The organism is Pseudomonas sp. WS 5051 (genome assembly GCF_012985715.1).
Classification (GTDB): domain Bacteria; phylum Pseudomonadota; class Gammaproteobacteria; order Pseudomonadales; family Pseudomonadaceae; genus Aquipseudomonas; species Aquipseudomonas bubulae.
In genome coordinates this window covers 299,314-312,179 of sequence record NZ_JAAQWV010000002.1, presented here as the reverse complement: position 1 = coordinate 312,179, position 12,866 = coordinate 299,314, and the positions used below count along the sequence as shown (strand labels likewise).

The following is a 12,866-nucleotide window of genomic DNA, read 5'->3' as shown; positions in this document are numbered from 1 at the left end:
CTTCAGCTCCAGCCGGTTTGCGATTTGCGGCTTGAATACAACGCCAGCAGCACCAGAAAGGAAAACACCACCATCGCCCCTGCCAGCCAGTGTGCTTGAGCATACTCCAGTGCCTCGACATGGTCGTAGATCTGCACCGACACCACACGGGTTTTTTCCGGGATATTGCCGCCGATCATCAGTACCACGCCAAACTCACCGACCGTATGGGCAAACCCTAAAATAGAGGCCGTTATAAAGCCGGGTCGGGCCAGAGGCACAATGACGCTGAAGAAGGTATCCCACGGGTTGGCCCGCAGAGTCGCGGCGACTTCAAGCGGTCTGGGGCCAATGGCTGTAAATGCATTCTGCAAAGGCTGCACGACAAAGGGCATGGAGTAGATCACCGAACCGATCACCAGCCCGGCGAAACTGAAAGTCAGTGTGCCCAGACCCAGGTACTGGGTGAGCTGGCCAACATAACCATTGGGCCCCATCGCCAGCAGCAGATAGAAACCTATGACAGTGGGCGGTAAAACCAGTGGCAGGGCCACAATCGCCCCGATGGGGCCGCGCAACCGCGAGCGGGTGTGCGCTAACCACAGGGCGATGGGAGTGCCGACCAGCAACAAAATGAGGGTGGTCAGCGACGCCAGTTGCAGAGTCAGCCAGATGGCTGCGAAGTCAGCACTCGTGAGCGGCATTTACAGGTGGTAACCATAGGATTTGATAATGGCGGTGGCCTTAGGACCTTTAAGGTAGTCGGCAAGGGCCTTGGCAGCAGGGTTGTTTTCGCCTTTTTTGAGGATAACGGCATCTTGCCGGATCGGGTCGTGCATCGCCTCGGGCACAATCCAGGCCGAACCGTCGCTGACTTTGCCGTTTTTGTAGATCTGCGACAGGGCGACAAAGCCCAGCTCGGCATTGCCCGTGGAAACGAACTGGTAGGCCTGGGTAATGTTCTGGCCTTCAACGATCTTGTTCTTGACCTTGTCAGTCAGGTCCAGTTTGGCCAGCACTTGCGTTGCTGCCAGGCCGTAGGGCGCGGCTTTGGGGTTGGCGATCGACAGATGCGTGTACTGATTGGCCAGCAGCGCTTTGTCGGTGCCATCGATATAACCCTCTTTGGCTGACCACAGCGCCAGGGTGCCAATGGCGTAGGTGAAGCGTGAACCGGGAACGGTATCGCCTTCTTTTTCAAGTCTCTCGGGGGTGGTGTCATCTGCGGCCAGAAACACTTCGAATGGTGCACCGTTCTTGATCTGGGTATAGAACTGGCCTGTTGCGCCATAGGCCGCTATCAACTTGTGCCCGGTGTCTTTTTCAAAGTCGCTGGCAATGGCCTGGATTGGCGCCGTGAAGTTGGCTGCCACGGCAACCTGCACTTCATCGGCCTGGACCGAAGTGAATGCGGTACATCCGATCAGAACAGCCAGCGCGGCAGGGATAAAGGGGCGGGCACGAACATTCATGGCAAAACTCCGTTTTTATTAGGCCGTGTCAGGCGTTGGCAAGATATCCGCTATATAGAAATATTTACAGCGCTTTGTCAGCGTGCGTGCGAGGAAAGGGGGAAGTGAAGCAGGTAACTGCGGCTCAGCCTGCCTGACGCAGGGTGATATTGATCCGCTGTTCGCCCAACAGTGAGTGATGCCCGGGCTTGATGGGCATTACTCCGTGATACCGCAGGCGGTCAACGCCGCCCCAGACCATGATGTCGCCGTGAAACAATGCTATTCGTTGAGTCGGGTCACTTCGTTCGAAACCGCCAAACTGAAAAATCGCCGGCAGCCCCAGAGAAATGGAAACAATCGGTGCGGTATGGCAGCGCTCGTTTTTATCCTGATGCAGCGACATTTTTGCGCCTGGCGCATAGGCATTGATCAAGCAGGAATCAGGGACAAAACCGCTAAAGCCTGCGCTGCTGGCCGCCGCTGCAGCCAGCGCCAGGAAGACGCCGGGCATGGCTGGCCAGGGTCGGGCACTTAGCGGATCGAGCGGACTGTAATGGTAACCATCGCGGTCAGTGGTCCAGCCCAGAGCACCGCAACTGCTCAGTCGGGCGGACATGGTGTAGCCACCGGGCGTCTGCATCTGGCGCAAGGGTGCCTGCAGCAGAACGCTATCAAGGGCTGCCAGCAGCTCCTTGGCCTTGGGCAAGGCAAACCCGCGAAGCGCAAACGCCTGGTCGCTGATACGCTCGACACGGGCGGGCTGCTGCAGGTCCTGCTCGGCAAACAAGTCCACGGCTTAAAGTGCCTTGCTTGCCTTGATGTCGGTAATTACTTCGTCAGCATCGCCATGGATCTTTTCAAGTGCTGCGCGAGCTTCTTGTTCCGATCCCGACTGGAGCTGGGCAAACTCGAAACGACGCTCGCCGTTGAGCTTGTACTTGATCACGTACTTGGTGGTTTGCACGGTAATTCCTGCTTTGGGTTTAGCGAAGTTTGGAGCTTGAGCGACGCACGATTTTAATGGTCGGCTTGAAGCTTGGCTTGCGGGTTACGCTGATGGCACGGCTGGTCACGGTATCGATGGTGATGTTCCAGAAACCGGTGCTCGGCGCGGTGATGCGGGCCGGGAAGTCCTTGAAGGCGCCGCCATGGTAGGAGTGGCGGCCACCATTTTTAAAACTGCGGAAGTGCGCATCGCTCATCAGGCGGATGTTGCAAGGCTGGGAGCACTCAATGACGACGATGTCGTCTTCGTTGAGGTGCTCGCGCTGGTGAATAAATTTCATGGTGTCTCCAAAAACGTGAATCTGCTGAATAATCAGCACGATAGCATGTGCTTCAGCCCTATCAGGGGGCTAAAGCCGAGTATTATGCCGTGATGCGGGTGAGTTTGACGTAAAACGTGGATAATCCGCCACTATTGAGTATTTATTCACTATGGCCCGGGAGAAATTCCGCATATCCATTGTCGTAGTGTCTTTAACGGAGAATGTCTATGAAGTGGGGCGTATTAGCGGCGTTGCTGGCCTTGGGTGGCTGTGCATCCGTTACCGATATTGAGCAGACGCTGCCCACCATGAGTGTGATTTCGGGCAAGAAGCCCGACGCCTATGCTCAATGTGTGGTGCAACAACTGTCCAGCACACGCAGGGCACCTCAGATTGAACCGCATAAAGACGGTTTTCGGATTATCGTCCCGCAAAAGCTGACCTCCAATCCAACGGCGGTCATTGATATTGAAGAGCGCTCCGGCGGCAGCAGTATCAAGGTGTACGAAAGCATGTCCAATGTACCGGTGCGCCCGGGCGATATTCGCAAAGCCGCCACTCACTGTATTTCCGGTGACTGACGCCTTATCTCAGTCAACCGGCGGCAAGACCCCAACCTGACGTTTGCCTTGCGAACGTCAGGTTTTTTTTGTCCTGCTTTACCATTGGATCCGAAGCAGTGTTGTGACCAGGTAAGAATTCTCCTAGGATCTGTAGGCTTATATTTTATAGGCCTAAGCATATAACAATAATGGAGCTGGTCATGATTCCACTCAAGCGAACGCTATTGAGCAGCCTCATGCTGCTCGCCGTGAGCAATACCCAGGCACAACCGACCCCCAACATCTACCTGCAGGGCGGTGCCCAACCGGGTGCCACGGCCTGCGTGGCGTGCCACGGTGCGGATGGCATGGGGCTGGCACCTGCCGGGTTTCCGCGATTAGCCGGTCTTTCTGCCGATTACCTGAGCAAGCAACTGCACGACTTTCAAAGTGGCAAACGGGTCAGCCCGGTGATGCAACCTCTGGCCAAGGCCCTGAGCGACCAGGAAATTGCCGCGGTCACCGCCAGCATTGCCGCAATGCCGGCCCCTGCGGTGCCTGCCATCAACCGCAGCACCATGCCTTCAGGCCCTGGAGAAAAGTTGGCCTTGCGCGGCGCCTGGGAGCGTCAGATACCCGAGTGCGTCAGCTGTCATGGCCCGGGTGGGGTGGGGGTGGGAAGTGCCTTCCCGCCCCTGGCCAATCAACCGGCGCTGTACCTGACGGCGCAGCTCAATGCCTGGCGCGATGGCACCCGGCGCAACGATCCCAATGACCTGATGGGTCATATCGCCAAGGCCATGAGCGAAGACGAAATCAAGGCGGTTGCCGACTATTTCAGCACTGTAGGGCACAAGGAGGTCAAACCATGAAACGTCTGATATCAACCTGTGCGGCATCCTTCCTCTTTGGCAGCGCGGTCCATGCAGCGCCCATTGCGATGGAAGACCAGTCGCAGATCAAGGTGCCTGCACCTGCCGATAACATCACCTACTTTCAGCCGCCGCAACAAAGCGATTTGCCCGACAACGCCTACGGCAAAATGGTGATGGACGGCTATGCCCTGTTTGTTGACACCAAACTCCAGGCCCCGAAGTTTGTCGGCAATGGCCTTAACTGTACGAACTGCCATCTTGATCAGGGTCGTCTGGCCAACTCAGCCCCGCTGTGGGGGGCGTATCCCATGTACCCGGCGTACCGCAAGAAAAACGACAAGGTCAATACCTTTGCCGAACGCCTGCAGGGCTGCTTTCAGTTCAGCATGAATGGCGGTACGCCACCGGCTGCCGATAGCCGCGAGATCACGGCGCTCTCAACCTATGCCTATTGGTTGTCGACCAAGGCTCCTACGGGGGTTGAGTTGCCGGGACGAGGGTATCCCGATGTGCCCGAGCCCAAGGCTGGGTACAACTTGAGCCGTGGTGCTGCGCTGTACAAGGACCAATGTGCCGTCTGTCATGGTGACAACGGGCAGGGGCAAAAGGTGGGGGAGGACTATGTGATGCCGCCATTGTGGGGCAAAGATTCCTACAACTGGGGAGCCGGCATGCACCGGATCAATACCGCGGCATCGTTTATCAAGCACAACATGCCACTGGGCAAGGCCAACAGCTTGAGTGACGAGCAGGCCTGGGATGTGGCGGCGTACATCAACACCCACGAACGGCCACAGGACCCTCGACTGGTCGAAGGTTCAGTGGAAAAAACCCGGTTGAAGTTCCATGCCAATGACGGCGTCAACGTTTATGGGCAAACCGTGAATGGCGTTTTGGTCGGCCAGGGCACCCGGTAATTGCAGTTACCGCTAAAGTCATGCGCTTTAGCGGTATCCCTTACTTGCAGGCCACTACGACAGTGCGACTTTTAAAATTACCTACATCTGCGCCCAGGGTTTTCTCGCTTTGCGCAAGCGCAGGCGAACCATCCGTGGCAATGATGGTATAGCCAGTACCGGCACATGAGGCCTCGGCTTTCTCATAGCACTTGGCCCAGGACATGGCCTCGCCAGAACAGTCTATGCTCAACCCTTGTTTGCCATCGGCCAGGTAAGTGCTGGATGCCGTCGCGCACCCACCCAGAGTCACCAATGCGAGCAGTGTCAGAACTTTCTTCATCCGGGTAACCATCACATAAGTGGAGTTGCTGTTATTTTTTGCTGCGGCGGGCTGCTGGCTCAGGTTGGTCCTGAAATACCGAGGCGACTTCTGCTGCGGCCTGTTGCGAGCTGAATGGTCCGGCAACGTTTTCACCCGAGGCAGCAAACACGCACCATTGGCCCGATTCATCGGGTTTGATCTCATAACCGTTAACGCTGATTGTTGCCGACATCGAAAAGCTGCCTGATTGGCTGGATTAATGGCGTGATAATAGCGCAAGGGCATCACGGGTAGTGGTAAACACGATGGGCGCCAATCAAATTCAATCGCAAAGGAACTAACGGGCTAAATATTTATCTAGGTTGGCATCAGTTTGCTATCGAGAAGCATTGTAACGTCGATGCTGCCTGATTAGACTGCGCCAAATTTGGAACGTACAGCCCTTTAAAGGACTCATATGATCAAGAAATGCTTGTTCCCAGCAGCCGGTTACGGCACTCGCTTTTTGCCAGCGACCAAGGCCATGCCAAAAGAAATGCTGCCGGTGGTGAACAAGCCACTGATCCAGTACGGGGTTGAAGAAGCACTGGACGCTGGCTTGACTGAAATTTCCATCGTGACGGGCCGCGGCAAGCGCGCTTTGGAAGACCACTTTGACATCAGCTACGAGCTGGAAAACCAGATCAAGGGTACTGATAAAGAGAAGTACCTGGTCGGTATCCGCCGCCTGCTGAGCGAGTGCTCGTTCTCGTACACCCGTCAAACCGAAATGAAGGGCCTGGGCCACGCAATTCTGACTGGCCGCCCGCTGATCGGCGACGAACCCTTTGCCGTGGTTCTGGCAGACGACCTGTGCGTCAACCTGGAAGGCGACGGCGTCCTGACACAAATGGTCAAGCTGTACAATCAGTACCGCTGCACCATCATCGCGATCCAGGAAGTTGATCCGGCAGAAACCAACAAGTACGGCGTGATCGCTGGCGACCTGATTGGTGACGACCTCTACCGCGTGCGCAACATGGTTGAAAAACCTGCTCCGGAAGATGCACCTTCCAACCTGGCCATCATCGGCCGTTACATCCTGACTCCGGATATCTTCGATCTGATCAAACAGACCGAACCGGGCAAAGGCGGTGAAATCCAGATCACCGACGCGCTGATGAAGCAGGCGCAAAACGGTTGCGTGATTGCTTACAAGTTCAAGGGCAAGCGCTTTGACTGCGGTGGCGCCGAAGGCTACATCGAAGCAACCAACTTCTGCTTTGAAAACTTCTACAAAACCGGCAAAGCTTACTGATAGCGGCCCGTTGTAGATCGCTTCAAGAGAAAGCCACCCTCGGGTGGCTTTTTCGTTTTTTTGCTGTCGGCAACTTCCAGCGCTGGTCAATCGCGCAGGAGCGATTATGCTGATGGCCTGCCTAGGAGAGAGAAATGGCTTACGAATTTGATCTATTTGTCATTGGTGCGGGTTCTGGTGGCGTGCGTGCTGCACGTTTTGCCGCAGGTTTTGGCGCAAAAGTGGCTGTAGCAGAAAGCCGCTATCTGGGCGGTACCTGCGTGAACGTTGGCTGCGTGCCGAAAAAGCTGCTGGTATACGGCGCGCACTTTGCTGAAGATTTCGAGCAAGCCTCGGGGTTTGGCTGGAGCCTGGGTGAGGCCGACTTTGACTGGGCGACCCTGATCGCCAACAAAGACCGCGAGATCAATCGTCTCAACGGTATTTATCGCAACTTGCTGGTCAACAGCGGTGTGACCCTGATCGAAGGTCACGCGAAAATAACCGGCCCCAATGAAGTTGAAATCAACGGTCAGCGTCATACCGCCAAACATATCCTGATCGCCACCGGCGGCTGGCCGCAGATTCCCGACATCCCGGGCCATGAACATGCAATCAGTTCCAACGAGGCATTCTTCCTCAAAGAGCTGCCCAAGCGTGTGCTGGTGGTGGGCGGTGGCTATATCGCCGTCGAGTTTGCGGGGATTTTCCACGGTTTGGGTGCGAAAACGTCCTTACTCTATCGTGGCGAGATGTTCCTGCGCGGTTTTGATGGTGCAGTGCGCAAGCACTTGCACGAAGAACTGATCAAGCGCGGCATGGACGTACAGTTCAATGCCGATATCGAGCGGATCGACAAGCAGGCCGATGGCAGCCTCAAAGCCACACTCAAGGACGGTCGCGAGCTGATCGCCGATTGTGTGTTCTACGCCACGGGCCGTCGGCCGATGCTCGATAACCTGGGCCTGGAGAACACCGGGGTCAAACTCGACAAGCGCGGTTTTGTCGAAGTGGATGATCTGTACCAGAGTGCCGAGCCATCGATCCTGGCCATTGGCGATGTGATCGGTCGCGTGCAGTTGACGCCCGTGGCGCTGGCCGAAGGCATGGCCGTGGCGCGCCGCCTGTTCAAGCCCGAGCAATATCGGCCGGTGGATTACCAAATGATCCCGACGGCTGTGTTCAGCCTGCCTAACATCGGCACGGTGGGTTTGAGCGAAGAACAGGCCATTGAGGCGGGACACAAGGTGCAGATTTTCGAAAGCAGCTTTCGCCCGATGAAACTGACACTCACCGAGTGCCAGGAGCGTACGTTGATGAAGCTGGTGGTGGATGCTGACACCGACAAGGTGCTCGGTTGCCATATGGTCGGGCCGGAGGCGGGGGAGATCGTGCAGGGACTGGCGATTGCCTTGAAGGCCGGGGCGACCAAACAGCACTTTGACGAAACCATCGGCGTACACCCGACGGCTGCTGAAGAGTTTGTGACCATGCGCACGCCGGTAAAACGCTGATTTTCACTGTGGGAGCGGTCTTGCTCGCGATGCAGACGGCGCGGTCTATCTGTTAAACCGCGTCGCTCCGATCGCGAGCAAGCCCGCTCCCACACTGATTTGCCAATTACCTGAAATCGGCATACGGAATCAACGGTTGCACCGGCATCGGCAAGTTGCCCTGCCACACGTCGAAGGTATAACGCAGGTAGAGCATCGCCCGGCTCGGGGCATAGTCATCGCTGTGTTGATAGAGCACTCCGCCGCCCAGTACCAGATGATCCGACAGCCTGCGCTCTACCAGCCCCTGTACGCGGTAACCGATGCCAGTGCTGCTGCCGCCCGAGGTCTGCCCCAGACCGTCGGCAAGCTGGTAGCCAGCATCATCGAGCCGCTGCAGCAGTTTGCTGTTCAGTCCGTCCAGCGGGTAAAGGTCATTGGCATCGGTTTTCGCATACGACCAGCTCACCGAGCTTTCCAATGCCACCGACCAGTTGGCGGTACGGAAGGCGTAGTTCAGCGGCACACCAATCGAATAGTACTTCTGCGGGCTGTAGTAACCGCCCTGGCCGAGAGTGTATTCACTCGAGTCCTTGTCATACCCCCAATACATCAGTGTCAGACCGGTGCGTAAACGTTCGTCGGCGCGCTCCACCAGACGGTAGTAATAACCGGCCATGGCCGTGCTCTTGTGGTTGTCTTCGACGTTTTTGCCGCGCAACCAGTGCTGGCCGAAACTGGCCCATACACCGTCTACGCCCCCTTCGTCGTGGCTCAGGCTCAAGGTCACACCGTTGGACGTGACGCCGCCCCAGGTCACACCGGTGTTGGGATCGGTAGCCCCGGCATAGGACAGGATCGAGTTGCTCAGCGGGCGACGTGAACCGGTCAGGGTCCAGCCCAGTGAGCCGATCTTGCTGCTGTAGGCCACGCCGCCCAGCCAGTTGGGTACCTTGAAGTTATCCGGTGTACGACCGATATCGATGTTCCACACCTCGTTTTTCCAGCCCGCCGCCATCATCGTGCCGTTGACCGATTGCGAGCGGTCATCGCAGCCAGAGAAGTCAGGGCCATTGGTACCCTTGCGATTGACCTCCACAGCACAGGTGCCGTAGTTCTCGCGCACGAGTCCGTCCGGGTCGGCATCGAATTTTCCTGCATCCATATTCAACTGTTCTGCGCGCAGAAAACCGCTGCCATCGGCCACCGGCAGGTCCAGTTGCAGGATGGTGGTTCGGGTGTCGGTGTCCGAAGTGCCGGCGGAAGCATCGTCCGAACGCCAGCCATAGTCGGTATACAGATGAACTGTCGGATTTTGCCGCTGGTAGAGTTCGTCCACATCACTGCGCAAGCTACGGGCCAGCCACTCGTCATCGTCCTTTTCACGACTGGCCATGGTCATGGCGCGATTGTCCCGGGGGTTGCCTTGCTCAGGGGTAATCAGCCCTGCGGCGGCCATGCTTTTGGCATAGTAGTCCAGTGCCTTTTGCGGCTCCCTGGCCGACATCAGCCGCGCCGCGTCGCGATACATCAGCGGGTCAGCCTGCGGTGATTGCAACAATTGGGCATAGATGGCCTGGGCCTTTTCAGGCTCACCCACGGCGGCCCAGGCATTGGCTACCCGACGTTGCTGTGAAGGGGTCAATGGCGTGCCGGGGGCAGGGGTAAACTGTGTCAGTTGCTGACGAGCCGAAGGCAGCTGTTTGCTGGCAATCAGGGTTTCGATCTGGCCCAGGCGCGCATCAATGTTGCCCGGTTCTTTTTTCAGCACCTGGCTGTAGAGGTTTTGCGCCTGTTCATAGTCACCACGCTCCTGGGCCCAGCCAGCGATGGTCATCAGATCGTCGTTGTCCGAGTTCTGCATCAACAGGGCAATCGCTTGCGGCTCTTGCCCGGCGGCGCGCAGACTTTCAGCCCGGGCCACCAGTACATTGCGTTGCAGCCGCGTATCAAGCTCACGCATGGAGTCGCTCCATTGCGCCTTGGGCAGTTGTTCCAGAACGCTCAAGGCACTGGCATCGCGCTCGGTACTTGATAGGTACAACGCGTAGGCATAAAGCGCTTCAGGGTTGCGACCCTGACGAGTCATCAGCTGTTTGAAGCTGTCATCAGCGGCGCCCGGCTGGTTGATTTCGCGCTGGGCGTTGGCCAGACGATAAGTGACCCAAGGCTCATCGGGGCTGAGGTTACGGATTTTGCTGAGCAAGGCGACCACTTGCGGCCAGTCCTTGCGCTCGGTAGCGGCATCGGCCTGACGGTTCAGTTCGTCAAGTTCGATGCTCTGGCGCAGGCTGGCAAATTCCTTCTGGCTGGCAGGCGGCAGGCGATCAAGGAAAGCCTTGGCCTTTTGCGGGTCTTGCGCGCTGTACAGACGCATCAGCCCACGCACCGCACTGCCATTGCCGGGCTCAAGGCGTCGGGCCTGCAACAGCAAGGCTTCGGCCTGGATATCGTCGTGCTCGGCCTGGGCCACGCTGGCCAGGCCTATGAGTGGGTCGGCATCGCCGGGCTTGGCCTTGCGTGCCTGGGTAAAGGCCGTGCGCGCCGCTGCCGGGTTATTTTGTTCAAGGGCCTTGTCGCCCTGACTGAGCAGCATGCGGTAGCGGCTGGCGTCCATCAGGTCTTGCCACTTGCTGATATTGGATGTGTCCTGTTCTTTGCTGCGAGCGGTGGCAAAGTTGCTGTTGGCTTCGGCATAGCGGCCCTGGCGAAACTGCGCCATGCCCAGGGCACCGTAAAGGGTCGGGTCGTCGGGGTATTGTTTTAGAGCGCGGCGCAGCAGGCCTTCGGCGGCTGCCGGGCTGCGCGACTGGTCGATCATTTGCTTGCCCTGGGCGCCGGCGGTCCATGCCGGGTCATTCAGCAGGCTTTGCTGCTTTTGCAGGTTTTTATTGGCCTCGCCAATCAGCGGCGAATTTGGATAGCGCGCAATAAAGCCCTGCCAGGCCTGTGCCGATGTGCGATCCACCGGCAATGTGCTGAGGTAGGTGTATTCACGCTCAGCCGCAGCATTACTGGCGACCGGGTCTTTGGCCAGTTGCTGCAGGACGATCAGGGCTTCTGGCGCACGGTCTTCGCGGAACAACAGGTCGGCCAGGGTCTGACGCAGGCCGGGGTTGCCCGGGTACTGTTTGTCCAGGCTGCGCAGTTGCTCGATGACCTGTGCACGCTGGCCCTGGATATTGCTGCGGATGCGCAGGTATTCCAGTGCCGTGGCAAAATCCGGCGGGGCATTGCCAAACAGTCGCTCGAAAATCGCCACGGCTTCTTCAGGACGACCGGCCGCAGCAAACAGGCGCGCCTGTTGCAGGTCTTTCTGGCTTTGTGGGTCTTGCAGCTTCATCAGGCTCTGGGCCTGACGCAGTGCCGCCGAATCAGGGGCAACATTTTGCAACTGGGCCAGACGCTGCCTGGCCAGCTCCGGGTTTTTCTCCAGCAATGCCTGGCGTATCGACGCTACCAACGCTTGCGGGTTGTTGGGTGAGATCAATTGCAGCCGTGCCAGAGAGTCACGCACCAGGTCTTCGCGGTACATGGCTTCGCCGATCCGAACCTGCTCCAGCAGCCATTGTTGCTGCTCCTGCACCGTGCTCGGCTGTGCAATGGCTGCAGTGGACAACCCACCGAGCAGGAACGCCCACGTTGTTATTTTTGGCATGTTTTGATCCACGAAGGTAAAAGCTGCCCATCCTTGTCAAAGCGATAGCGTTGTTCATCCCAGCCCTGGCCGAACAGCAGCAGTGACTGGTTGTAATAGGCATCGGCCGCAGGCGGCTGTTGCTTGATCCGTTCCTGTTGAACCGCCAGCGCGGGGGAGTCCAGGCTGGACAGTAACGGCAGCATGGCGGCGGAAAACCCTACCGGCCCCGTGCCGGTGTATTTGCCGGTAACGGCATTGACGCTTTCTGGCACATAGCTCAGGGTTTGGGTGAGGTTGGCCATGGGCGCAAAATGTTGTTGCAGTGGCTGGCGACCGGCCGCGTCCTGGGCCAGCATGCCAACCCACAGGTAGACGCGAATGGCATCGTAGTCCCCCAGCGAACCCTCCTTGCTGTCCGGTGCCCAACCGCCACCGGCTTTCCACTGCAGCCAGTCCGGGGCAAAGCCTTTGGGCGAAGTCTCTATCAGCATGCGTTGCTGGTTGCTCGCCAGTTCGGCCCAGATCGGTGATATACGCGCAAAACGGGCCAACAGTTGCGGTGGCAAATAGCTGGGGTTCAGGCGCCAACCCTTGGGGCTGTCAAAACCCACATCCCCGGGCAACAGCATCAGGCCCAGCCCGGGCAGCTTGCGCAGGCTTTGCGCAGCGCTGCGCCAGAGCATGTTCTGCCCAAGCGCGACATACTCGGGCCACTGCCACAGCCGGCCGGCTTCGAGCAGGCTGTAGGCGATCCACAGGTCGGCATCGCTGGCATTGTTGCTGTCCAGGATCTGCCACTTGCCGTTTTTTGCCAGACCCCATTGCCAGGCTGGCAAATGAGCCTCAAGGCTGCCACCGGCGAGGTTATTGCGGGTCCACTCGAGAATCCTCGCAAAACTCTTTTTGTCGTTGCCCAGCAAGGCAAAAAACAACCCGTAGCTTTGACCTTCCGAGGTGGTGATCATTTGCGCCGACGAGCCATCGATAATGCGCCCGTCGCTGCTCATCATGGCCTTCTTGTAACTGTCCCAGGCGGGCCAGTCACAGGATTGCGCACTCGCCACCTGAGGCAATAGCCCCAGGGTCGAGCTCAGGGTAAGTGCCGCCAGTCGCTTCAT

At 57.9% G+C, this 12,866-nt stretch carries 14 protein-coding genes; 5 read left to right on the top strand and 9 right to left on the bottom strand.

Annotation, left to right across the window (positions count from 1 at the left end; genetic code table 11):
• Positions 1-2: 2 nt before the first annotated feature.
• From modB to HBN79_RS03730, 5 genes are all read right to left on the bottom strand, one after another.
• Positions 3-683, bottom strand: a complete 681-nt coding sequence (gene modB, locus HBN79_RS03750) for a molybdate ABC transporter permease subunit (RefSeq protein WP_095000179.1) — start codon at positions 681-683, stop codon at positions 3-5.
• Positions 684-1,451, bottom strand: coding sequence for a molybdate ABC transporter substrate-binding protein (gene modA, locus HBN79_RS03745; RefSeq protein WP_095019906.1), 768 nt, complete (start codon positions 1,449-1,451; stop codon positions 684-686).
• Positions 1,452-1,575: 124 nt separating this feature from the next.
• Positions 1,576-2,226 carry a DNA oxidative demethylase AlkB gene (gene alkB, locus HBN79_RS03740; protein ID WP_095018547.1) on the bottom strand — a complete coding sequence of 217 codons (651 nt, stop codon included), beginning with the start codon at positions 2,224-2,226 and terminating at the stop codon, positions 1,576-1,578.
• Positions 2,227-2,229: 3 nt separating this feature from the next.
• The gene (locus tag HBN79_RS03735; protein ID WP_095000182.1) at positions 2,230-2,397 is read right to left on the bottom strand and encodes a hypothetical protein; all 168 of its coding nucleotides are present in this window, start codon (positions 2,395-2,397) and stop codon (positions 2,230-2,232) included.
• A gap of 19 nt (positions 2,398-2,416) precedes the next feature.
• Positions 2,417-2,719: a DUF1883 domain-containing protein gene (locus HBN79_RS03730; protein WP_048379727.1), complete on the bottom strand. Its 303-nt coding sequence runs from the start codon at positions 2,717-2,719 to the stop codon at positions 2,417-2,419.
• A 209-nt stretch (positions 2,720-2,928) separates the two neighbouring features.
• Between HBN79_RS03730 and HBN79_RS03725 the strand changes: the two genes are divergently transcribed.
• The 3 genes from HBN79_RS03725 (at position 2,929) to HBN79_RS03715 (ending at position 5,035) form a co-directional block, all read left to right on the top strand.
• Complete coding sequence (locus HBN79_RS03725; protein WP_095000183.1) at positions 2,929-3,282, top strand: hypothetical protein; 354 nt, start codon at positions 2,929-2,931, stop codon at positions 3,280-3,282.
• Positions 3,283-3,464: 182 nt separating this feature from the next.
• Entirely contained in the window at positions 3,465-4,115 is a 651-nt protein-coding gene (locus HBN79_RS03720) for a c-type cytochrome (protein WP_095019908.1), read from the top strand.
• Entirely contained in the window at positions 4,112-5,035 is a 924-nt protein-coding gene (locus HBN79_RS03715) for a c-type cytochrome (RefSeq protein ID WP_169916320.1), read from the top strand. The genes HBN79_RS03720 and HBN79_RS03715 overlap by 4 nt, the downstream gene beginning before the upstream one ends.
• A gap of 40 nt (positions 5,036-5,075) precedes the next feature.
• Here HBN79_RS03715 and HBN79_RS03710 read toward each other — a convergent pair whose 3' ends face one another.
• Both HBN79_RS03710 and HBN79_RS03705 read right to left on the bottom strand, forming a co-directional pair.
• Complete coding sequence (locus HBN79_RS03710) at positions 5,076-5,357, bottom strand: hypothetical protein (protein ID WP_095000186.1); 282 nt, start codon at positions 5,355-5,357, stop codon at positions 5,076-5,078.
• A gap of 31 nt (positions 5,358-5,388) precedes the next feature.
• On the bottom strand, positions 5,389-5,571 hold the full coding sequence (locus HBN79_RS03705; protein WP_095000187.1) for a hypothetical protein: 183 nt from the start codon (positions 5,569-5,571) through the stop codon (positions 5,389-5,391).
• Positions 5,572-5,796: 225 nt separating this feature from the next.
• Here HBN79_RS03705 and galU point away from each other — a divergent pair, with 225 nt between their 5' ends.
• Both galU and gorA read left to right on the top strand, forming a co-directional pair.
• Positions 5,797-6,636, top strand: coding sequence for a UTP--glucose-1-phosphate uridylyltransferase GalU (gene galU / locus HBN79_RS03700; protein WP_016780941.1), 840 nt, complete (start codon positions 5,797-5,799; stop codon positions 6,634-6,636).
• A gap of 134 nt (positions 6,637-6,770) precedes the next feature.
• Positions 6,771-8,129, top strand: a complete 1,359-nt coding sequence (gorA, locus tag HBN79_RS03695) for a glutathione-disulfide reductase (RefSeq protein WP_095000188.1) — start codon at positions 6,771-6,773, stop codon at positions 8,127-8,129.
• Between the two features lie 106 nt (positions 8,130-8,235).
• Here gorA and bcsC read toward each other — a convergent pair whose 3' ends face one another.
• Together bcsC and bcsZ are read right to left on the bottom strand one after the other, a co-directional pair.
• Positions 8,236-11,766, bottom strand: coding sequence for a cellulose synthase complex outer membrane protein BcsC (bcsC, locus tag HBN79_RS03690; RefSeq protein WP_169916319.1), 3,531 nt, complete (start codon positions 11,764-11,766; stop codon positions 8,236-8,238).
• Positions 11,754-12,866: a cellulose synthase complex periplasmic endoglucanase BcsZ gene (gene bcsZ / locus HBN79_RS03685; protein WP_095000190.1), complete on the bottom strand. Its 1,113-nt coding sequence runs from the start codon at positions 12,864-12,866 to the stop codon at positions 11,754-11,756. The genes bcsC and bcsZ overlap by 13 nt, the downstream gene beginning before the upstream one ends.